This window comes from Cricetibacter osteomyelitidis, from assembly GCF_004340985.1.
GTDB classification, from domain to species: Bacteria; Pseudomonadota; Gammaproteobacteria; order Enterobacterales; family Pasteurellaceae; genus Cricetibacter; species Cricetibacter osteomyelitidis.
The window spans coordinates 14,761-35,517 of the sequence record NZ_SLYB01000019.1 but is presented as its reverse complement, the minus strand read 5'-3'; the positions used below and the strand labels follow the sequence as shown (position 1 = coordinate 35,517).

General features: G+C 41.3%; 18 protein-coding genes. 9 read left to right on the top strand and 9 right to left on the bottom strand.

Annotated elements, in window-relative coordinates; genetic code table 11:
- Position 1: 1 nt before the first annotated feature.
- The 3 genes from argC to argH all read left to right on the top strand — a co-directional run bounded on the left by argC (position 2) and on the right by argH (position 3,273).
- Complete coding sequence (argC, locus tag EDC44_RS09080; RefSeq protein ID WP_131977731.1) at positions 2 to 1,009, top strand: N-acetyl-gamma-glutamyl-phosphate reductase; 1,008 nt, start codon at positions 2 to 4, stop codon at positions 1,007 to 1,009.
- Positions 1,009 to 1,782 (top strand): acetylglutamate kinase, encoded by a 774-nt coding sequence (gene argB / locus EDC44_RS09075; RefSeq protein ID WP_131977728.1) that lies wholly within the window; start codon positions 1,009 to 1,011, stop codon positions 1,780 to 1,782. Before argC ends, argB begins: the two co-directional genes overlap by 1 nt.
- A 117-nt stretch (positions 1,783 to 1,899) precedes the next feature.
- Entirely contained in the window at positions 1,900 to 3,273 is a 1,374-nt protein-coding gene (gene argH, locus EDC44_RS09070; RefSeq protein ID WP_131977725.1) for an argininosuccinate lyase, read from the top strand.
- Between the two features lie 228 nt (positions 3,274 to 3,501).
- Here the strand turns inward: argH and EDC44_RS09065 are convergent, their stop codons facing one another.
- From EDC44_RS09065 to rhaB, 9 genes are all read right to left on the bottom strand, one after another.
- A complete protein-coding gene (locus tag EDC44_RS09065) occupies positions 3,502 to 3,963 on the bottom strand; it encodes a DMT family transporter (RefSeq protein ID WP_131977722.1) in 462 nt (153 codons plus the stop codon).
- Positions 3,964 to 3,977: 14 nt separating this feature from the next.
- Positions 3,978 to 5,345, bottom strand: coding sequence for an oxygen-independent coproporphyrinogen III oxidase (gene hemN, locus EDC44_RS09060; protein ID WP_131977755.1), 1,368 nt, complete (start codon positions 5,343 to 5,345; stop codon positions 3,978 to 3,980).
- A gap of 29 nt (positions 5,346 to 5,374) precedes the next feature.
- Positions 5,375 to 5,809: a DUF2489 domain-containing protein gene (locus EDC44_RS09055; protein ID WP_131977719.1), complete on the bottom strand. Its 435-nt coding sequence runs from the start codon at positions 5,807 to 5,809 to the stop codon at positions 5,375 to 5,377.
- 15 nt (positions 5,810 to 5,824) lie between these two features.
- Positions 5,825 to 6,394 (bottom strand): Der GTPase-activating protein YihI, encoded by a 570-nt coding sequence (yihI, locus tag EDC44_RS09050; RefSeq protein ID WP_131977716.1) that lies wholly within the window; start codon positions 6,392 to 6,394, stop codon positions 5,825 to 5,827.
- A 177-nt stretch (positions 6,395 to 6,571) separates the two neighbouring features.
- A complete protein-coding gene (rhaM, locus tag EDC44_RS09045; protein WP_131977713.1) occupies positions 6,572 to 6,886 on the bottom strand; it encodes an L-rhamnose mutarotase in 315 nt (104 codons plus the stop codon).
- A gap of 35 nt (positions 6,887 to 6,921) precedes the next feature.
- Complete coding sequence (gene rhaT, locus EDC44_RS09040) at positions 6,922 to 7,956, bottom strand: L-rhamnose/proton symporter RhaT (protein WP_131977711.1); 1,035 nt, start codon at positions 7,954 to 7,956, stop codon at positions 6,922 to 6,924.
- An 81-nt stretch (positions 7,957 to 8,037) separates the two neighbouring features.
- A complete protein-coding gene (gene rhaD, locus EDC44_RS09035; RefSeq protein ID WP_131977708.1) occupies positions 8,038 to 8,856 on the bottom strand; it encodes a rhamnulose-1-phosphate aldolase in 819 nt (272 codons plus the stop codon).
- Between the two features lie 17 nt (positions 8,857 to 8,873).
- On the bottom strand, positions 8,874 to 10,124 hold the full coding sequence (locus EDC44_RS09030; protein WP_131977705.1) for an L-rhamnose isomerase: 1,251 nt from the start codon (positions 10,122 to 10,124) through the stop codon (positions 8,874 to 8,876).
- 12 nt (positions 10,125 to 10,136) lie between these two features.
- Positions 10,137 to 11,594: a rhamnulokinase gene (gene rhaB, locus EDC44_RS09025; RefSeq protein ID WP_131977702.1), complete on the bottom strand. Its 1,458-nt coding sequence runs from the start codon at positions 11,592 to 11,594 to the stop codon at positions 10,137 to 10,139.
- Between the two features lie 237 nt (positions 11,595 to 11,831).
- On the opposite strand from rhaB, the gene rhaS reads away from it, so the two are divergent.
- The 6 genes from rhaS (at position 11,832) to EDC44_RS08995 (ending at position 20,500) form a co-directional block, all read left to right on the top strand.
- A complete protein-coding gene (rhaS, locus tag EDC44_RS09020; RefSeq protein ID WP_131977699.1) occupies positions 11,832 to 12,638 on the top strand; it encodes an HTH-type transcriptional activator RhaS in 807 nt (268 codons plus the stop codon).
- A gap of 175 nt (positions 12,639 to 12,813) precedes the next feature.
- Positions 12,814 to 16,269, top strand: coding sequence for an acyl-[ACP]--phospholipid O-acyltransferase (locus tag EDC44_RS09015; protein WP_131977696.1), 3,456 nt, complete (start codon positions 12,814 to 12,816; stop codon positions 16,267 to 16,269).
- Positions 16,270 to 16,522: 253 nt separating this feature from the next.
- Positions 16,523 to 17,740 carry a selenium metabolism membrane protein YedE/FdhT gene (gene yedE / locus EDC44_RS09010; RefSeq protein ID WP_131977693.1) on the top strand — a complete coding sequence of 406 codons (1,218 nt, stop codon included), beginning with the start codon at positions 16,523 to 16,525 and terminating at the stop codon, positions 17,738 to 17,740.
- Positions 17,741 to 17,772: 32 nt separating this feature from the next.
- Entirely contained in the window at positions 17,773 to 18,042 is a 270-nt protein-coding gene (gene yedF / locus EDC44_RS09005) for a sulfurtransferase-like selenium metabolism protein YedF (RefSeq protein ID WP_131977690.1), read from the top strand.
- Positions 18,043 to 18,444: 402 nt separating this feature from the next.
- Entirely contained in the window at positions 18,445 to 18,672 is a 228-nt protein-coding gene (locus EDC44_RS09000) for an NAD(P)H-dependent oxidoreductase (RefSeq protein ID WP_131977687.1), read from the top strand.
- A gap of 73 nt (positions 18,673 to 18,745) precedes the next feature.
- On the top strand, positions 18,746 to 20,500 hold the full coding sequence (locus EDC44_RS08995) for a 1-deoxy-D-xylulose-5-phosphate synthase (protein WP_131977684.1): 1,755 nt from the start codon (positions 18,746 to 18,748) through the stop codon (positions 20,498 to 20,500).
- Positions 20,501 to 20,757 lie beyond the last annotated feature (257 nt).

The window sequence follows — 20,757 nt, the reverse complement described above, 5'->3', positions numbered from 1 at the left end:
TATGCAAAAAGCGATTATAGTCGGGGCGAGCGGTTATACTGGGGCGGAATTAGCCCGTATTTTGACTTTGCACCCACATTTTGAATTGAAGGGGCTTTATGTATCAACCAACAGTGCTGACGCGAACAAGCCTATTTCTTTATTATATCCGCAATTAAAGCAAATAGTCGATTTGCAGTTGCAACCTTTGCCGGAAAATTTAACGGACTTGGCAAAATCAGCTGATACCGTGTTTTTGGCCACGGCTCACGAAGTCAGTCACGATCTTGCACTGATTTTCTTGGAAAATAGTTGCAAAGTGTTTGATTTATCTGGTGCGTATCGTGTTAATAAAGCAGAATTTTACACCGAATTTTATGGTTTTGAACACAAATTCCCACAATTATTAGACCTTGCCGCGTATGGTTTGGCGGAATGGAATTTTGAACAGATTAAACAAACGGATTTAGTGGCAGTGGCAGGTTGTTATCCGACAGTTTCGCAATTGAGTTTAAAACCATTAATTGAAAATGATTTGTTAGATCTCAATCAGTTGCCGATTATCAACGCGGTGAGTGGCGTGAGTGGGGCAGGACGTAAAGCATCGCTGACCAGCAGTTTTTGCGAAGTGAGCTTAAATGCCTATGGCGTGTTTAACCATCGACATCAACCGGAAATTGCCACACACTTAGGCACGGAAGTGATTTTCACACCGCACTTGGGTAATTTCAAACGGGGCATTTTGGCAACTATCACCGCAAAATTGCAAAGGGGCGTTACCAACGAGCAAATCAAATCAGCCTATCAGCAATATTATGCCGATAAACCGCTGGTGCGAGTATATGAACAAGGCTTACCGAGCATTAAAGCAGTGGAATTTACACCTTATTGTGATATCGGTTTTGCCACCAAAAACGGGCATATTATTATCGTTGGGGCAGAAGACAATCTGCTCAAAGGAGCGGCTTCGCAGGCGGTGCAATGTGCCAATATTCGTTACGGATTTAATGAAACAGCAGGATTAATTTAATGAAACCTTTAGTGATTAAACTCGGTGGGGTCTTACTTGACACACCGGAAGCAATGGAAAATCTGTTCACAGCATTGGCGAATTATCAAAAAAATTATGATCGCCCTTTTTTGATTGTACACGGCGGCGGTTGTTTGGTGGATAATTTAATGAAGCGTTTGAACTTGTCGGTGCAAAAGAAAAACGGTTTGCGTGTAACGCCAAGTTCACAAATTGACGTGATCGTAGGGGCTCTGGCAGGAACGGCAAATAAAATTCTCGTGGCTCAAGCGGCGAAATTCAAGCTCAATCCGGTGGGACTTAGTTTGGCCGACGGTAATATGACGGAAGCGACACAGTTTGATCCCGAACTGGGTCACGTGGCAATGGTGACGGCAAAAAATCCTGTCTTGCTTGACACCTTATTAAGCGGCGGTTTCCTACCGATTATCAGCTCTATCGCAGTGGATAATCACGGGTTGCTGATGAACGTTAATGCCGACCAGGCAGCCACAGCGATTGCAGCCTTAATCAATGCGGATTTGGTGATGTTGTCCGATGTGAACGGCGTGTTAGACGATAATAAAGAATTATTATCACAGTTAAACACTCAACAAATCGAGCAGTTAATTCAAGACGGCGTTATCACCGACGGCATGATCGTCAAAGTCAACGCCGCTTTAGATGCCGCAAAAATACTCAACCGTGGTGTGGATATTGCCAGCTGGAAATATCCGGAAAAATTGACCGCACTTTTTGCCGGTGAGATAATCGGTACAAGAATTAATCCGTAATTTAAAAAATTAACATTGATGGTGCAAGTTTGTAACTTGTGCCTTAACTATTTGTAAAATGGTGCAAGTTACAAATTTGCACCGACTGAGAAACAACAGATTTTAAGAGAGAAAAATATGGCACTTTGGGGCGGACGTTTTACGCAAGCAGCGGATCAACGTTTTAAAGATTTTAATGATTCATTACGTTTTGACTATCGTTTAGCCGAGCAGGATATTGACGGTTCGGTAGGGTGGTCGAAAGCGTTGGTGAGCGTAGGTGTATTAACGGCGGACGAACAACAGCAATTAGAGCAAGCACTGAACGAATTAAAAGCAGAAGTACTGGAAAATCCGGAAGCGATTTTGCAAGATGATGCGGAAGATATTCACAGTTGGGTGGAAAGTAAACTTATCGACAAAGTCGGTAATCTGGGCAAAAAACTACATACCGGCCGCAGCCGTAACGACCAAGTGGCGTTAGACATTAAATTATGGTGCAAAAAGCAAGTCACTGAATTGCAAAAATCCGTACGTCAGCTGCAAATTAAATTAGTGGAAACGGCCGAAAGCAACCAAGAATCCGTAATGCCGGGTTATACGCACTTACAGCGTGCCCAACCGATTACCTTTGCTCATTGGTGTATGGCTTATGTGGAAATGCTAGATCGTGATTACAGCCGCCTGAATGATGCTTACAACCGTATGAATTCTTGCCCGTTGGGCAGCGGTGCATTGGCAGGTACAGCATATGCAGTAGATCGTGAGCAATTAGCCAAAGATTTAGGTTTTTCTTTTGCCACCCGTAACAGCTTGGACAGTGTATCCGATCGCGATCACATTATTGAGTTGCTTTCAATAGCAGCTTTGAGTATGACTCATCTTTCTCGTTTTGCGGAAGATATGATTATTTTCAACAGCGGTGAAGCGAATTTCGTGGAGTTATCAGATCGAGTGACATCCGGTTCGTCGTTAATGCCGCAAAAGAAAAATCCGGATGCCTGTGAATTAATCCGCGGTAAAGCGGGACGAGTGATCGGTGCATTGCAAGGTATGTTGGTGACAGTCAAAGGCTTGCCGCTTGCTTACAATAAAGATATGCAGGAGGATAAAGAAGGTATTTTTGATGCACTGGACACTTGGCACGATTGTTTGGATATGGCAACGTTGGTGTTGGAAGACATCAAAGTTAACGTAGAACGCACCCGCAATTCAGCCTTGAAAGGCTATTCCAACGCCACGGAATTAGCAGACTACTTGGTGGCAAAAGGCGTACCGTTTCGCGATTCTCATCATATTGTGGGTGAAACCGTGGTATATGCCATCAAACAAGGCAAAGCCTTAGAAGGCTTGACTATTCCGGAATTCCGTCAGTTTAGCGATGTAGTGGGCGATGATGTGTACGAAATCTTGTCATTGCAATCCTGCTTAGACAAACGCTGTGCCAAAGGCGGAGTATCGCCGTTGCGTGTGGCGGAAGCTATTGCGGAAGCGAAAGCAAAATTCAAATAAGTTGAAATGAAAAGTGCGGTGGAAATTTTAAAAAATTCCACCGCACTTTTTAGATCTTTACTGTAACTGCATTATTTGATCACGGTTTGCTACCGATTTCCGTATTGTAATAAATAATCAGGTTACGGCTGTATTGAGGGCGAGATTGTTGTGGTGTCGGCTTATTTTCCATTGCAAAAAATGAGCAAAGTGCGGTGCAAATTAGAAAAATTTTTCATTTTAATCAAATTAACCAAACCATTTTTTACCGAAAAAGAACAAGGCTAATCCGCTGAAAATCACCAACATTCCGATAAATTGCCAAATTTGCACAGGGCGTTCAGCCATTCCTAATAAACCGAAATGATCGATGACCATTGCAGTGAGTAGTTGCCCGATAATAATAAAGAACAGCATATTAGTGACCCCAACTTTAGGGGCGAGAAATACTGTAGTAAATACCACTAATGCACCCAACGGACCACCGATAAGCTTCCACCAGGATTGTTTTGGCAGCTGATGCCACACTTCAAATAAATCCGTTTTCCACCACGTAATGAAAAACAGCGTAATTGCACCGGTGGCAAAGGAAATAAAGGCGGCAACTACCGGCTGCCCCACTAAAGAATTACTCAGTTGGCTATTGATCGCCGCTTGGGTGGCAAGGGCGATACCGGCACAAAATGCGATAACCAAATAGGCGATAGACATAATCGTCCCTCCGCTTAAATTATCCGTGAGAATTGTTGTCTGCGTGCCTGCTGTCTGGAATAGGTGTCGAAACACATACAAATATTGCGGATCAGCAAGCGTCCCTGTGGTGAAACCTGTAGACCGTTTACCGTGTAATCAATTAAGCCGTCGGCAATCAATGGTTTCAATAAATCTAAATCCTCGGCAAAATGTGTTTTGAAATCAATCTGGTATTGCTGTTCAATGGTTGCAAAATCTAATTTGAAATTACAAATCAACTGCTTAATCACATCACGACGCAAGCAATCCTCATTACTTAACACCAAGCCTTTATGCAACGCGATGCCACGACTTTCCACATCTGCGTAATACAGTTTTAACTCTTTTTGGTTTTGAGCGTAAGTATCGCCCAACAAGCTAATGGATGACACGCCAAGTCCTAATAAATCCGCTTCTTCTTGGGTGGTGTAACCTTGAAAATTGCGGTGTAGCACGCCGTTTTGTTGTGCGATAGCCAGCTCGTCTGTGGGTTTGGCAAAGTGATCCATTCCGATAAAGTGATAATTTGCATTACCTAATACTTCAATGGTTTTTTGTAAAATCGTTAGTTTAGTTTCCGGTGCAGGTAGCATATCGTCTTTGATTTTATGTTGTCCGGCAAAACGACTTGGCAAATGAGCATAGTTGAACACACTCATTCGATCCGGATTTAACTCAATGACTTTTTGTAATGTGAACATAAAACTGTCCACATTTTGTAATGGTAAGCCGTAGATCAAATCGATATTGGTGGACACAAAGCCCAGCTCTCTCGCCCGTTTCATCAAAGCGAAAATAAAAGCTTCGTTCTGCTCGCGGTTAATGGCTTGTTGCACGTCTTTATTGAAGTCCTGCACGCCCATACTGATTCGGTTAAACCCAATTTGGCGTAAATGTGCCAGCATGGACAATTCGATTTCCCGCGGATCCATTTCGATACTGATTTCCGCGTCAGGGGAAATACGGAAATGAGCATGCAGCATTGCCATCAAACGGGCAGATTGTGCTTCGGTCAAATAAGTCGGTGTGCCACCGCCCCAGTGAATTTGCGTGACTGTACGATTTTTAAATAATTCCGACCGCACTTTTACTTCTTTTTCCAGATAATCCAAATAGATATCCGCTTTATGCTGATGTCGAGTGATCACTTTATTGCAGCCGCAGAAGTAACACAATTTGTGACAAAAGGGAATATGCACATACAGGGAAAGGGGGCGGTTCGGATAACGTTCTGCCGCCAGTTTGAAATCAGCATCGGTATAATTTTCGTTAAATTCCAATGCCGTCGGGTAGGATGTATAACGCGGTCCCGAATGATTGTATTTTTGGATTAACGCTAAATCCCATTTTACTTCATTAATTGCTGACATTTTTCCCCCGAAAAATCTGTTTAAAGCATTTCAATATCGTTTAATAATTGATGTAGTTCTAATTTTATTTTGGCTTCTAATTTTGTTTCTGATTTCATTCGTGTCAGATCTTGCTTCATCCGCTCTTGTTTCGGTTGATTGCCGCGGGCTTCATGAGTGGGCATATTTTGCACCACTTCATATAATTCCCACATGGCAGAATAAGCACGCAATCGCTTGCCAAGCGGATCGAGCAACATCCGCAAACGGATCACTCCTTCGGAATGATTGCATTCACCGGTCTGCATTGCTTTGGCAATAATGATAATGCTCTCTTTCAAACGTTCCACACGGGCTTGGCGGGCATTTGCCAAGGCTTTTTTCTGTTTTTGCAATGCGAGTAATAACCAACCGGCATAACCTGCCATTGCCGCCACAATCACACCGCCTACTAACAATAAAATATAAGTTATCATCAGGTATCGGAACCGTTAACGGAATTGGTTAATATCGATTTTCTCAAAAGTGCGGTATAAATCGTCGTCGTTTTCTTCTTCATCTTCAAGGCCTAATTCTTCCATTAGTTCTTCGATACGGGCCAAACAATCATCAAGGAATTTCTGATCTTCTTTGCTTAACGTTTTACCTGCTTCTAATTGATCCAATAATTCGTTCAAAATTTCGTTGTTTTCCAAACGCTCTAATTCTATCGCCGGATCTAATTTCGTGACTTTTGGTTTTGCTTGCACCGGTTCGATAAATTGGCCTTTTTCCGGTTTATTCACAAATTCCACCACCAACGGCACTTTCTTACGGCTGCCGATTCTCGGATCTTTTTTCACCGCACTTTGATTTGCCTGATCGGCATCCGCCGCACTATGACGGGAACCCGAAGCCAAGCCTTTATGCTTGCGTTTTTTCTTATCTTCACGTGCCTTGGCATCCAATTCGTAGCGGGTTAATTTCTTACCCTTACGGCTTTTCGGGGCTTCCGGCCGTTTATCCGTTTTGCGGATAGGCATAATATCGCTGATTTTACGTGTTTTTTTCTGGCGGGCCATAGTTTTTGTTCTCTAATCTCAAAATAATTAACGGCTGATTATAACAGCTTATTGGTGGTTTCTCACTAACTAAAAAGTGGGTTAGCATTTTATTGAGAGGCTCATTTAAAATAAGAAAAACCGTACTTAATAGACTGAACAGACTTTTAAATACAGTTTTAGAGTCAGAATGAATTGTTATTTAAGATAGAATACTTGCTCTAATTCCTCTGAAATCGGACTGTTATCCGGATTGGAAGGCATAATATCTTTCATAAACGACCACCATTTTTGACAAGCCGCGGTTTGAGCAATTTGATTCCAGCGTTCCTCCGATTCTATTTCCACATAACCGAACAATAAATTGCGTTTTTTATCAAGAAAAATAGAATAATTATGCGAACCCTGTGCTTTTAACTCTTTTACCAATTCAGGAAAAATCTCATCGTGACGTTTTTTATATTCCGCGTGACAATCAGGATTAACCTGCATTAATACACCTTTTCTAATCATAATTTACCTCTTAACCAATAGAGCGTTAATATCCGTTAATTTGCCATACCTAAACCTACGATGTTGGCGGCTAATACAATCACCAAGCAGCCGATACATAGCACTCGAACAGGTTTGGTACCGGTGTTTTTCCATTCTTTGAGAATTAATCCGACAATACCACCACAAAGCACGTAGAAACTCATATGTAACATCCAACTCATAAAACCATAATCCGCTGGAATATTGGCATGCCCCCAAGCATAGAAAAAGAATTGGAAATACCACATAATACCGCCGAGAGCGGCAAATAAGACATTACTGATTAATAAACCTTTCGTAATCCCCATATCTTTACGGAAAGATAATTCAGGTTTGATAATCAGACGGATAATACAGTAGCCTAAATTAATAATTGCACCGCCACCCATAATGACAACATAGCTTGGTAAAGCAACATAAAGCGGATCCACGCCTAATTGAGCGGCGGATTCGTGCATTGGCACGGCGGCAGCCATTGCAAAGGACATACCGGCAGAAAAAATACCGCACATTACTGCTAATGCTAAGCCTTTTTTCAAATTGAATTCCTCCGCTGTAATGCCGCTTACGCGTTCTTTTAATAAACCGGCATAGGAAACAATTGCAACCCCGACTAAGGCGACAACAACACCTAATAATGTCATTTGTCCACCGGTAGAAGCTAACAATTCACCGAAGCGACCTTGTAAAATAGGGGTCATTAACGTACCAAAAATCAACGTAATACCAATGGCGATACCGATTCCCATAGACATTCCAAGATAACGCATTGTTAAACCGTAACCGATATTACCAATCCCCCACATTGCACCAAATAAGAACACCGGCACCAATATATTCGCACCAAATGATGTATAGTAAGCTGAAAAATCCGGTAATAACCAATAACTAATGCTCCAAGGCAAAATGATCCAAGAAAACAAACCGGCAACCGCCCACATGGTTTCCCAAGACCAATTAGTCACTTTTTTTAAAGGGGCATAGAAGCAAGCCGCTGAAGTTGCGCCGATAAAGTGCCAAAAGATACCTAATAAAATTGAACTACCCATACGATTTCTCCTCAAAAGAGTCTGATTTTGTACCGCACTTGAGAATAGCCTCATTAAAGTGCGGTTAATTTTAGAAAAGATTTACAGTACGCCGTCCATTGGCGTTACACCGAATCGTTCGGCTAATAGCTTAAATTCATTATTTGTAATACCTTGTTTACGCCCACCCATTGACATTACTTTAACTAGAATCTCCGCTGATTTTTCAGCCGTATCAATTAAACCAAATGCTTCGTCTAAGGTCGGTCCGGTACCAAATACACCGTGGAATGCCCAAAGCACCAAAGAATGTGATTTCATTTGATCCGCCGTGGCATAACCAATTTCATCTTTACCAGGCACAAACCAAGGCAATACACCTACGCCATCCGGGAATACGACTAAACATTCGGTACTCATTTGCCATAATTCGTGTGTAAATACTTTTGCATCAAGCGGTAATACATAGGTTAGCGCAATGAGGTTGGTGGCGTGACAATGCATTACTACACGGTCTTTTCCGCCTGTTTTCTGAATCCTAACAATATGCGATTGTAGGTGTGCGGCAAGTTCTGAGGTTGCAACGCCGCCATTGACTAAACCCCATTCAACATAATAGCCTTTGCCTTGTTCATCTACGCGAACCAGCGCAAGATTATCCGCAGGATCTAAAATCACATTGCGGAAAAATTTACCGGAACCGGTCACGATAAAATATTGTCCTGCCAGAGCAGACACATCTTGCGTTAACGGAATGTACCGTGGTGCTGCATTAAATTCGGATTTATAAGGTTCCACATCACTATTGAGTAAACGCAAACTTACATTACCGCCATTACGTTCATCCCAACCTTTTAGCCACATATCATTGGTGGCTTTGATCATTCCTTGCACAAACCAAGATGAGAGAATATTTTGCATAATCTTTTTCTCCCTAATTAACGTTGGCTTAACACGGTGTCTTCATAATGACGAACATCATCCAACCAGCGACCGCCTACCGGTACATTGTGACGTTCACAATACATATTCCATACGGCTTGCCAAGGAAGTGATTTTTCTTCTTCAAGCAATGCCAAACGTGTTGTGAAATCGCGTTTTTCTTCTGCTTGACGAAGTGCTGTAATCGGTTCTAATAACGCTCTCAATAGTGCTTTTTTCATATTGCGGGTACCGATAACCCAAGCTGCGATACGGTTAATGGAAGCATCAAAGAAGTCTAAACCGATGTGTACGCGGTTAAATAATTCATTACGAATAATTTCATTCGCGATAGCTTGAGTTTCATCATCAAGTAACACTACGTGGTCACTATCCCAACGAACGGGGCGGCTTACGTGCAATAATAAATGTTCGACAAAGGGCATTACGGCAGAAATTTTATCGGAAATCACTTCTGTCGGATGATAGTGACCGGCATCCAAACAAAGTGCGGTTTTACGAGAAGTCGCATACGCCACATAAAACTCATTTGAACCTACGGTATAAGATTCCAAACCGATACCGAATAATTTGCTTTCAACGGCATCTAAATGATATTTCGGATCAATTTTTTCACTGATGATTTCATCTAATGATTCAACTAAACGTTGACGAGGAGCCGCTTTATCCACCACAAGATCTTTGCTGCCGTCCGGAATCCAAATATTCATTACAGATGTAGTGCCAAGCGCTTTACCAAAATATTCAGAGACTTTACGGCTCGCTTTACCGTGTTCAATCCAGAAATCACGGATTTCTTTATTGGCGTGAGAGAGCGTCGCTTCCGCACTTAATGGATGTGAGAAATAAGTTGGATTAAAATCTAAGCCCATTTGATTTTTTTTCGCCCATTCAACCCAATTTTTAAAGTGTTCGGGTTTCACTTCATTACGTTCTACTTTGTGATCGGCTTCCAGGTAAGAAGCGTGTAAATTCAAACGTTTTGCGCCGGGAATAAGACTGATGGCTAAATCTAAATCGGCGCGTAATTGTTCCGGTGTCGTCGCTTTACCGGGATAGTTCCCCGTTGCCTGAATACCACCGGTTAGATCACCGCTTTGTTTTTCAAAACCGCCAACGTCATCACCTTGCCAGCAATGAATAGAAACCGGCAATTGATCTAATAATTTCATTGCCGCTTCTGTATCTACGCTAAGATCAGCAAATTGTTGTTTGGCTAATTCATATGCTTGTTGAATACTCATCATAAAACCCTCTTGTTAATTAAGTTGAGAAAATTCTTGCCATTTGCTTTTCACTAAATCGGAATCAGCAAAGTGCGGTTGAAATTTGAAATGTTTTAGTGGGAAATTTTTCGCCACAATTTGACGAAACTCCTGTGCGGTATGAAGTTGATCTAATGCCATTAATTGACAGCCTACATTGCCCAAAACGGAAGCCTCAATAGGCCCTGCTATCACATCTACGCCACAAAGATTTGCACATAGTTGATTTAAAAATTCATTTTGACTGCCGCCACCTACGATGTGTAAATATGAAATTGGGTGATGTTGCAATTCGGATAATTGTTCGGCAACTTGACGATATAACATTGCTAAACTATCAAAAATACAACGTGCCAATTGCGAGGTAGTGGTAGGAATGGGTTGATTATGTGATTGACAATATTGTTGAATCGCTTCCACCATTGAAGCGGGATTTAAAAATGCTTCATTATTTGGATTAATTAAACTTCTAAAGGCTTCTTCCTGGCCGGCTTGTTGAATTAATTCCGGAATGTCGGTAATTTGACGTTCAGCACATAGACGTTGGAATAACCATAAACCCATAATATTTTTTAAAATACGGTAATGTCCATCAATTCCCCCTTCATTGGTAATATTCGCATTCATTGCAGTTGCATCATTACGCACTTGTTTGCGATCCAATCCCATTAATGACCAGGTTCCGGAACAAAGATAAGCGCTATATTCATCTGATAAGGGGCTCGCGATTACTGCACTGGCGGTATCGTGACTTGCAACAGACATAACCGATACACGCTGATTTACTTGGCTCCAGTCGCCAACTTTATGACCGGGGTGACGAATTTGACCAAACCAACTTACCGGAATACCAAGATAATTTAACAGTTCGGTATCCCAACTATCAGTATTTACATTGATTAATTGTGTCGTTGTCGCATTGGTATATTCTCGATTAAGCACACCCGTTAAACGATAATTCAAATAATCCGGAATCATGACAAAATCGGTGACATCATTTAACCAGTCCGGTTTTTCATTCATCATTGCTTTAAGTTGATAAAGTGTATTAAAACTCAGAAATTGAATGCCGGTTTTGCGATAAATTTGTTCTTTGGTTAAATCCTGTTGAACTTGTTGCATAACGCCTTCGGTTCTTGCGTCTCTATATGAATAGCTATCACCAAGAATTTCACCTTCTTTATTAAGTAATACATAATCGACACCCCAGGTATCAATGCCAACGCTATGAAGTGCGGTACTTTCGGCAATAATTTTATTTAGTCCGGTGATAATTTCGTTTTCTAAATAAGCCAAATCCCAGCATTCGTGTCCATTTCTATGATGAAGCGGATTTTTAAAACGGTGAATTTCTTGCAAACTGATTTGTTGATTTTCTATTTGATAGGTGGCAAGCATCACTCGTCCGCTTGAAGCCCCCAAATCAATAGCGGCAATATTTAAATTCGGCATGTATTCCTCCTTGTTGATAGGGTAAGCAGTTTAGATAAAGAGGAATTTATGAACATTAATGTGACTGCCAAGTTTAAGAAACTTTGGCAAAATATTAAAAGTCGGTGTGCAGAGGATCACAAATTTGAAAATTACTCTAACATTAACCGTAAAATGAGTTTGAGCAGTAGGTGGATAATGTCATAATTCATCACAAGGATGTAAATCAGGCTAATTTGTCGGGAGGCAGTAATGATAATGAAATTATATGCAAAAGAATTTTTTCATCAAAGTGCACAACCACTTAGCATTGAACCTCGTGCGCCGCAAGATAATTTTCCTGAGCATACACATCACGATTTTGATGAAATTGTGATTGTTACTAATGGTAAGGGGCGTCATATTTTTAACGGTTACCCACAAGAATTATATGCGGGTATGATTTTATATGTGGAGGCAAAAGATTATCATTTATATGAAAATGTTAACGACTTACATTTAACGAATATTTTATTTCGCTCGGTGGATAATTTTCAGTTTTTACACAACATTAATCCGTTACTTACATCAATTAAACCTGAAAAATCAAACTATCAGGTTATTAATAAAAAGCAACTCACTAATGCCTTACCCTTGATTGATGCCTTATCTGATTCTTCAAATAATAGCTTGGAACAGGAAAGTCACTTTTTTCAATTATTATCTTTGCTACATCAAAACCAATTTAGTGATCAAGGTATCGGCACGGTCGCAGAAAAATGTACGCAATTATTACGCTATCTTGCCCATAATTTTAATGAGCCTGTTGATTGGGAACGGCTTGCCGCACAATTTTCATTATCACTTCGTAGCCTCCATCGTTATATCAAAGAGCAAACAGGTGAAACGCCACAGAACTATCTGAATAGATTGCGTTTATCTTATGCTTATTATCAAATTCGTTATACAGATCATTCGATTACAGATATCGCATATAACAGTGGTTTTAATGACAGTGCCTATTTTTCTACTTGTTTCAAACAAGAATTTCAAATATGTCCAAGAGAGTTAAGGGCGCTTGAATAAAGAACGCGGAAAACATCTCGTATTAATACTATTTTTTAGTTCTCAAAGACCAAGTTCAAATATTGCGAATGAACTTATTGTATACCGCAACCTTTTAATTTTATGGGAAGTGTTGATATTGTCCCCCCACATTTTGTTATAATGCCAAAATCCTAATTTAAATTTAAGGAATAATATGAATAAGTTATTTGCTGTACCGGGATTTTTAGCCTATTTAGCCATAGCGTTTTTAAATGCATCAGTGGATTTGGCACATAAAATTACAATTCAGAATGTATTGGTAAAAAGTTTTGACGGCGATATGCTGGTGACGTTCACTGCACTGATCAATGTTATGATATTGCTGCCGTTTATCTTTTTATTTTCCCCATCCGGATTTCTCAATGACAAATATGCCAAAACCAAAATCATCCGTATTGCCGCATGGTGCGGTGTGGCCATTAGTGCGGCGGTATTGGGGGCGTATTTATTGGGACAGTTTGAAATTGCCTTTGCACTTACCTTTATTTTAGCCGCTCAAAGTGCGGTCTATTCGCCGGCAAAATATGGGATTATCAAACAAATTGTGGGCGTGGAAAAACTCGGTACGGCAAACGGGATTATTCAGGCGTTGACTATTGTCGCCATTCTTACCAGTTCTTTTGTGTTTTCTTATGTATTTGAAAGTCTGTATGCCGGAGCCAAAGCACCGTCAGACATTATTTCGGTGATGTACCCTATCGGAATTTTGCTGGTGGTGTTAAGTTTAGCGGAAGCATTATGCACTTATAAACTGCCGTATTTCGCGCCATCAAAAGATGATGGAAATCTTAAATTTGAGATGAAAAAATACTTGAACTTACACTATCTGCGGGAAAATATGCAGCTTTTGAAAGCAAACCGCAATATTTGGCTGAGTATTATCGGATTAAGTATTTTCTGGGGAATTTCGCAAGTCATTGTTGCCGCATTTCCGGCACATTATAAAGCGATATTTAACGATGATAACGCGCTGTCTATTCAAGCAATTTTAGCGATGAGTGCCATCGGGATTATCGCCGGTTCTTATGTAGCCGGTACGATGTCGAAAGTGCATATCGAACACGGTATTGTACCTATCGGTGCATTAGGGATGTTCTTGGCTGTGCTGACCTTTGGCAGCACATCGAATTTTACCGTAGTCACCATAAGTTCCTTTGCTTTTGGCTTTTTCGGCGGGATGTTCATTGTACCGCTGAATGCCACCATCCAATTCTTAGCACCGGAAAAAGACACGGGTAAAATTATGGCGGGGAATAATTTCGTACAAAATATTGCAATGACCTTATTCCTACTTGTCAGCATTGCTTTAGTTCATTTTAACGTGTCCACCGTCGGCTTGTTTATTTTTGCCGCGGTAGTGTGCTTTGCGGGCAGTTTATATTCCATTTTGCAGCTACCGCATTTATTCACTCGTATTTTATTGCTGCCGTTCCTGAAAACCGGCTATCGTTTTAATGTGGAAGGCCTGAAAAACCTGCCGCAAACCGGCGGCGTATTGCTATTGGGTAACCATATCAGTTGGATTGACTGGCTGGTGTTACAAGTGGCCAGCCCGCGCGGTATCAAATTTGTGATGTATCGCGGGATTTATGAAAAATGGTATCTCACTTGGATTTTCAAATTCTTTAAAATCATTCCTATCGGCAAAGGTTCAAGCAAAGAATCGATTTTAGTGGTGCGTGAATGTTTGGCGCGTGGTGAAGTGGTCGCTTTATTCCCGGAAGGGCATATCAGCTATAACGGTCAAATCAATGAATTTCAACGGGGATTCGAGCTGATTATGCAAGATTTGGAAAATGTCGCCATAGTACCGTTTTATTTGCGTGGTTTATGGGGTTCCACTTTTTCGCGTGCCGACACCTATTATAAAGAACTCACCAAACGTAGCGGCAAACGGGATATTTTGGTGGCTTTCGGCAAACCGATTTATGAACCGATTGATCGTGTGGCGATGAAACAAAAAGTGGTGGAACTTAGTTTTTCATCTTGGGAAAGCTTTATCAACCGCCAAGAACCTATTGCTAATCAATGGCTTAACACGGCAAAAAGTAACTTGTTGAAGCCTTGTCTTTCCGACAGCCAAGGAACAAGATTAAACAATCTGAGTTTTATCACCGGTGTCTTGCTGTTTATGAAAAAACTCACGGCATTAGTGAAAGAGGAAAAACATATCGGCGTGTTGCTGCCAAGTTCCGCGGCCGGTGCTATTGTGAATATGGCATTGTTGGCTTTAGGTAAAGTGCCGATTAATCTGAATTACACTTTAAGCGAACAGGCAATGAGTGCGGCGTTGAACAAAGCGGATATTAAGCACGTGATTACATCGGAAAAATTCCTGCAAAAATTAGAAAGCAAAGGATTTAGTTTTAACAATTTATTGCAAGATAAAACGATTTTTGCCGAAGATGTCGGCAAAACTATCGCTAAAAGCGAAAAAATTCGTACATTATTGACCGCACTTTTTATGCCGACAAGTTTGATTCAGGCCCGTTATTTCGGTCATTCCCGCTTGCAGGATACGGCAACGATTTTGTTTAGCAGCGGTAGCGAAGGCGAACCGAAAGGCATTGAATTAACGCATAAAAACCTATTATCCAATATCAAACAAGTGAGTGATTTGCTGAATTTCCGCAAAGATGATGTGGTGTTAAATTCATTACCGATTTTCCATTCCTTCGGTTTCACCGTAACCGTATTAATGCCGCTATGCGAAGGCATTGAAATGGTCAGCGTGGCAGATCCGACCGACGGTGCGGCTATTGGCAAAATGGCAGCCCGGCATAATGTGAGCATTTTATTCGGCACATCCACATTTTTCCGTTTGTATGTGCGTAATAAAAAACTACATCCGTTAATGTTCCAAAGTGTGCGTATGGCAGTAGCCGGAGCGGAAAAACTGAAAGTGGAAGTGAAAGACGAATTTCGTTTGAAATTCGGTATTGAAATTTACGAAGGCTACGGGGCAACGGAGACCGCACCGGTAGCGGCGGTGAATATGCCGAATATTTTAGAGCGGGAAACCTTAAAAGAACTTACCTTCAACAAATTAGGTACGGTGGGTTTGCCCTTGCCTGGTACGGTGATTAAAATCGTGGATCCGAAAACCTTAGCTGAATTGCCGACGGGCGAAGACGGCTTGATCGTCATCGGCGGCGGACAAGTGATGAAAGGCTATCTCAATGATCCGGAAAAAACCGCTGACGTGATTTGTGAAATCGACGGCATTCGTTATTACAAAACCGGCGACAAAGGCCATATCGATAGCGAAGGCTTTATCACCATTGTAGATCGCTATTCCCGCTTTGCCAAAATCGGCGGCGAGATGATCAGTCTGGGAGCGGTGGAAGAAAATATTGCCAAAGTGCTCAATGACGGCAACACCGCATTTATCGCAGTAAACATACCTGATGAGAAAAAAGGTGAAGCCATTGTGCTATTGGTGAAAAGCCAACTAACCGCAGATGAAATCCAACGCCGCTTAAAAGGCTCGGATTTAATCTCGATAATGCAGCCGTCCTATATTTTCCAATTGGATGAACTGCCAACCCTCGCCAGCGGCAAAGCAGATTTCAAAGGTGCGAAAAACCTTGCATTGGAATTGGTAGGGTAAATTGTTAAAAAACAAACCGCACTTTGGATAAAGTGCGGTTTGTTTGTTCTATTTAGATCATTTGTCAGAATTGTTGAAAACTTTTTGCACGAATTCATTTTTTCGCATAAAATATGAACTGTATTTCATTTACTGATATTGCAAGTTTTGTGTGTAGGAAATGGACAATCACTGGAATAATTCCCGTTTTCAGTATTCTCATCATATATACCTTCAACTTGCGAAATCTTTCACTTAGAGAAAAGGAAACTCCATGAAAGAGATTTTGCAACAATTCAAACAAGATTATTTAATCAAATATTGGAATCCGATAATTGCGGTTATCGCTGCCGGATTAATTTCTGCTTATTATTTCGGTGTGACAGGCACTTATTGGGCGGTAACGGGTGAATTTACCCGTTGGGGCGGACACGCCTTACAAGCCCTAGGCGTAAATGTGTCCGACTGGAGCTATTACAAAATAATCGGCATGGACGGCACGATCTTTACCCGTATCGACGGTGTAATGATCTTAGGCATGTTTGCCGGCTGTATTTCGGCTGCACTTTGGGCGAACAATGTAAAATGGCGTAATCAACCCCATAAAAAGCGTATTGTCCAGGCTTTGATTGGCGGGGCATTAGCCGGTTTTGGCGCTCGTTTGGCTATGGGATGTAACCTTGCTTCATTATTTACCGGTATTCCGCAATTTTCCGTTCACGCGTGGTTTTTTACTCTCGCAACGGCTATTGGGACATATTTAGGGGTAAAAATCACCTTGTTACCGATGTTTCGCATCAAATTTGAATTGAAAAAAGGAGCCGCTAAATTACAAGAAACTAATCCTAAACAGGCGACTCACCGTTTTTGGATTGGAATGGTCATATTTACAGCCTACTTTATTGCTTCACTTTATGTCATGCAATTTTCCCTTAAATTAGGCTTTTCCATGTTGTGCGGTTTGGCTTTCGGTTTATTGATTGAACGTGCACAAATTTGTTTTACTTCGGCATTCCGTGATCTCTGGGTTAGTGGTCGTTCTTATATGGCAAAAGCGATTATTTTCGGTATTCTGGCAGGCACAATCGGCGTATTCAGTTATATTGAATTAGGTGTTGCACCGAAAATTATGTGGGCAGGTCCAAATGCCATTATCGGTGGTTTATTATTCGGTTTGGGAATTGTGCTTGCGGGAGGATGTGAAACCGGTTGGATGTATCGTTCAATGGAAGGTCAGGTACACTTTATGTGGGTTGGTGTAGGTAATGTCATCGGTTCAACACTATTGGCTTATATGTGGGATAATCTTGCTCCGGCATTGGCTCTGGATTATGAAAAACTTAATTTATTAAAAGAATTCGGTCCGGTCGGCGGCTTATTCGTCAATTATGGTTTACTTATTCTCTCCCTCATTGCCGTAGTGTGGTGGGAAAAACGTTTCTTAGCAAAAGCGAAAGCAAAAATTGCAGCGGTTCAAGTGAATTTAGCTTAATCAACATTCAATCAACAAATAAGGAAAATATTATGGCTTTTACCGTTATTCAAAAGAAAGACAAAGATCCGAAAGATATTACACCTGATTATACCTTGGACACATTGGGTGAACCTTGTCCGTATCCTGCAATCGTAATGCTTGAAACCATGCCTCAATTAAAAGAAGGTGAAATCCTTGAGTTACTCAGCGATTGTGCACAATCAATTAATAATATCTCGGTGGATACTAAAAACCATGGTTATACCTTGCTCAGCGTTGAACAAGACGGCACTAAATTACGTTATTTGATTCAACGATAATTGATTAAATTTTCTAAAAAATAACCGCACTTCCAATAAAGTGCGGTTAGATTTCATTGAAAAATGATATTGCGTAAATGACGGGATAAACAAAATTGTCCGCGTTGTAAAATCACACCGACCAAAAGCCCGCCGATAAAAAGACCGGATATCATCATAGATTAACCTTAACACTATGTAAAAATTGATATTATTCCAATCAAACCAAATCAAAAATGATAGTTTTATGTTACAAAATTCAGTGCTGCAGGTACAAGTACGTTGTTATCAAAAGCCTGTATCTTAGCCCCAAATACGGTTGATTTTCAACTTTTATTCACAAGTGTTGTGAGTTTAATTTGCTTTTTCTTCATAACGAATAGGCGTATAGTGAACAAAAATACGTCAATAAAGGGGGCTGAAATGGCAAAAACACGCAGAGAATTTATTCAAGCCACAGCTTCCGGGGGCAATTCTACCTATGGCAAATCAGGGCGTGTAGGCGTGCGTTTGGCGGATTTGTTCGAGCCGATGCGTGCCACTGCAATGCACTGCGGAATGACCTATTTACCACCCCTTGCTTTTGAAGGAATCAGCAATTCACAAATTCCGAATTACCAAAAGCAGTTAATTGAGCGACTCATGAAGTAAAAGTGCGGTCAAAAATTTCATTTTTTGAAGGCAGTAAAATAAAGGCAATTTTGAACAAGCAAAGGATAAAATTATGTTACTCGAATCTATTTCTTCTCCACAGGATTTGAAAAAATTATCATTGGCTCAAATGCACATTTTGGCGGATGAAACGCGTACGGCATTGTTGAAAAAAGTATCTGAACACGGCGGGCATATCGGTCCGAACCTTGGTGCGGCGGAATTGATCATCGCCTTGCACTATGTGTTTAATTCCCCGGAAGATAAAATTATTTTTGATGTTTCCCACCAAAGCTATATTCACAAAATGCTTACAGGACGCAAAGATGCCTTCCTTGATCCTGCCAAATATGATGATGTAACGGGTTATACCGACCCAACGGAAAGCGAGCACGATTTCTTCAATATCGGGCATACCTCGACTTCCGTGAGCTTAGCTTCAGGCTTGGCAAAAGGGCGTGATTTGCTGGACGGAAAAGAAAACATTATTGCCGTGATTGGCGATGGTGCGCTTTCAGGCGGTGAAGCCTTTGAAGGCTTGGATTATGCCGCTACACTCGGTTCTAATATGATTATCATCGCCAACGATAACGACCAATCTATTGCGGAAAATCACGGCGGTATTTACGCAGGTTTCCGTGAATTGCGTGAAACCAACGGCGAAAGTCCGAACAATTATTTCAAAGCCATGGGCTTGGATTATCGCTTTGTAAAAGAAGGCAACGACTTAGCCACCTTGATTAGTGTGTTGCAAGAAGTGAAAGACATTGACCACCCGATTGTATTACACGTAGCAACCCAAAAAGGCAAAGGTTATAAATTAGCGGAAGAAAACCGTGAACCTTGGCACTGGAATTTCCCGTTCGATTTAGAAACCGGAGAAGTGAAAATGCAATTCCTGGCGGAAAGCTACACCGGCATTACCGCCGATTATTTAATGCAGACCATTAAAGCGGATCCTTCAGTGGTGGTGATTAATGCAGGTACACCGGGCGGATTTGGCTTTAATCCGGCGTGGCGTGCAGAAGCTGGTTCACAATATGTTGATGTGGGTATTGCGGAAGAACACGCGGTGGCAATGGCATCAGGCGTAGCAAAACGTGGAGGCAAACCTGTGTTTGCGGTGTTCAGCACCTTTATTCAACGCACTTACGACCAACTGGTGCAAGACCTTTGCGTGAATAACAACAGCGCAGTAATTTTGAATTATTCCGCTTCCGTGTATGGTTTTAACGATGTCACGCACTTAGGCTTTTTCGATATTCCGATGTTATCCAACATTCCGAATTTGGTTTATCTCGCCCCGACCAACAAAGAAGAACACCTTGCGATGCTTGATTGGGCAGTGAAACAAAACAGTCACCCTGTTGTGATTCGTGTGCCTGTGGGGGAATTGGTTTCCTCCGGCAAGGCAGATACCACTGATTACAGTCAATTGAACAAATTTGACATTACTCGCCAAGGTAAAGTGGTTGCAATTTTAGGCTTAGGCAATTTCTTCCGGTTAGCCAATGAAGTGGCGGACGAACTGGCAAAATTAGGCATTCAAGCCACTGTTATCAATCCGAAATTTATCACGGGGTTAGATGAAACCTTGTTGAAAAATCTCGAAAGGGATCACCAAGTGGTTGTCACTCTTGAAGACGGTGTAATTGAAGGCGGATTCGGACAAAAAGTGGCGGCTTTTTTCGGTACATCCGCAGTGAAAGTGAAAAACTACGGTATCGCCAAAGCCTTCCACGACAGATATGATGCAGCTGAATTATTAAAAGAAAACGGCACCGGCACCGCACAAATTGTGGCGGATATTCAAGGCTTTTTAAAATAAGCGGATTTTCAACCGCACTTTGCAAAAAGTGCGGTGATTTTCCGATGATTTTGAAGAGCACGAGGAATAAATATGAAAATTATTGTATTTAAATCTCACTTCTGATGATATAGCAGGATACGAGGCAATCATTGATGTAGTCAGTGCTTGGACACCAGAAACATTTGCTGTCCATAATAATACTGTTGCACATATTACCAACTTTTAATGCTTGAGATTTTCCTTAAACAGAGTATAATTCCACCGTTTTTTGACGA

Bases quoted from the DNA above. Each gene is read 5' to 3' on its own strand.
- rhaM (WP_131977713.1), bottom strand. From the start codon at position 6,886: ATGATTAGAAAAGGTGTATTAATGCAGGTTAATCCTGATTGTCACGCG.
- argB (WP_131977728.1), top strand. From the start codon at position 1,009: ATGAAACCTTTAGTGATTAAACTCGGTGGGGTCTTACTTGACACACCG.
- EDC44_RS09030 (WP_131977705.1), bottom strand. From the start codon at position 10,124: ATGATGAGTATTCAACAAGCATATGAATTAGCCAAACAACAATTTGCT.
- rhaS (WP_131977699.1), top strand. From the start codon at position 11,832: ATGAAATTATATGCAAAAGAATTTTTTCATCAAAGTGCACAACCACTT.
- yihI (WP_131977716.1), bottom strand. From the start codon at position 6,394: ATGGCCCGCCAGAAAAAAACACGTAAAATCAGCGATATTATGCCTATC.
- EDC44_RS09015 (WP_131977696.1), top strand. From the start codon at position 12,814: ATGAATAAGTTATTTGCTGTACCGGGATTTTTAGCCTATTTAGCCATA.
- EDC44_RS09000 (WP_131977687.1), top strand. From the start codon at position 18,445: ATGGCAAAAACACGCAGAGAATTTATTCAAGCCACAGCTTCCGGGGGC.
- argC (WP_131977731.1), top strand. From the start codon at position 2: ATGCAAAAAGCGATTATAGTCGGGGCGAGCGGTTATACTGGGGCGGAA.
- EDC44_RS08995 (WP_131977684.1), top strand. From the start codon at position 18,746: ATGTTACTCGAATCTATTTCTTCTCCACAGGATTTGAAAAAATTATCA.
- EDC44_RS09055 (WP_131977719.1), bottom strand. From the start codon at position 5,809: ATGATAACTTATATTTTATTGTTAGTAGGCGGTGTGATTGTGGCGGCA.
- EDC44_RS09065 (WP_131977722.1), bottom strand. From the start codon at position 3,963: ATGTCTATCGCCTATTTGGTTATCGCATTTTGTGCCGGTATCGCCCTT.
- yedF (WP_131977690.1), top strand. From the start codon at position 17,773: ATGGCTTTTACCGTTATTCAAAAGAAAGACAAAGATCCGAAAGATATT.
- argH (WP_131977725.1), top strand. From the start codon at position 1,900: ATGGCACTTTGGGGCGGACGTTTTACGCAAGCAGCGGATCAACGTTTT.
- rhaD (WP_131977708.1), bottom strand. From the start codon at position 8,856: ATGCAAAATATTCTCTCATCTTGGTTTGTGCAAGGAATGATCAAAGCC.
- rhaT (WP_131977711.1), bottom strand. From the start codon at position 7,956: ATGGGTAGTTCAATTTTATTAGGTATCTTTTGGCACTTTATCGGCGCA.
- yedE (WP_131977693.1), top strand. From the start codon at position 16,523: ATGAAAGAGATTTTGCAACAATTCAAACAAGATTATTTAATCAAATAT.
- rhaB (WP_131977702.1), bottom strand. From the start codon at position 11,594: ATGCCGAATTTAAATATTGCCGCTATTGATTTGGGGGCTTCAAGCGGA.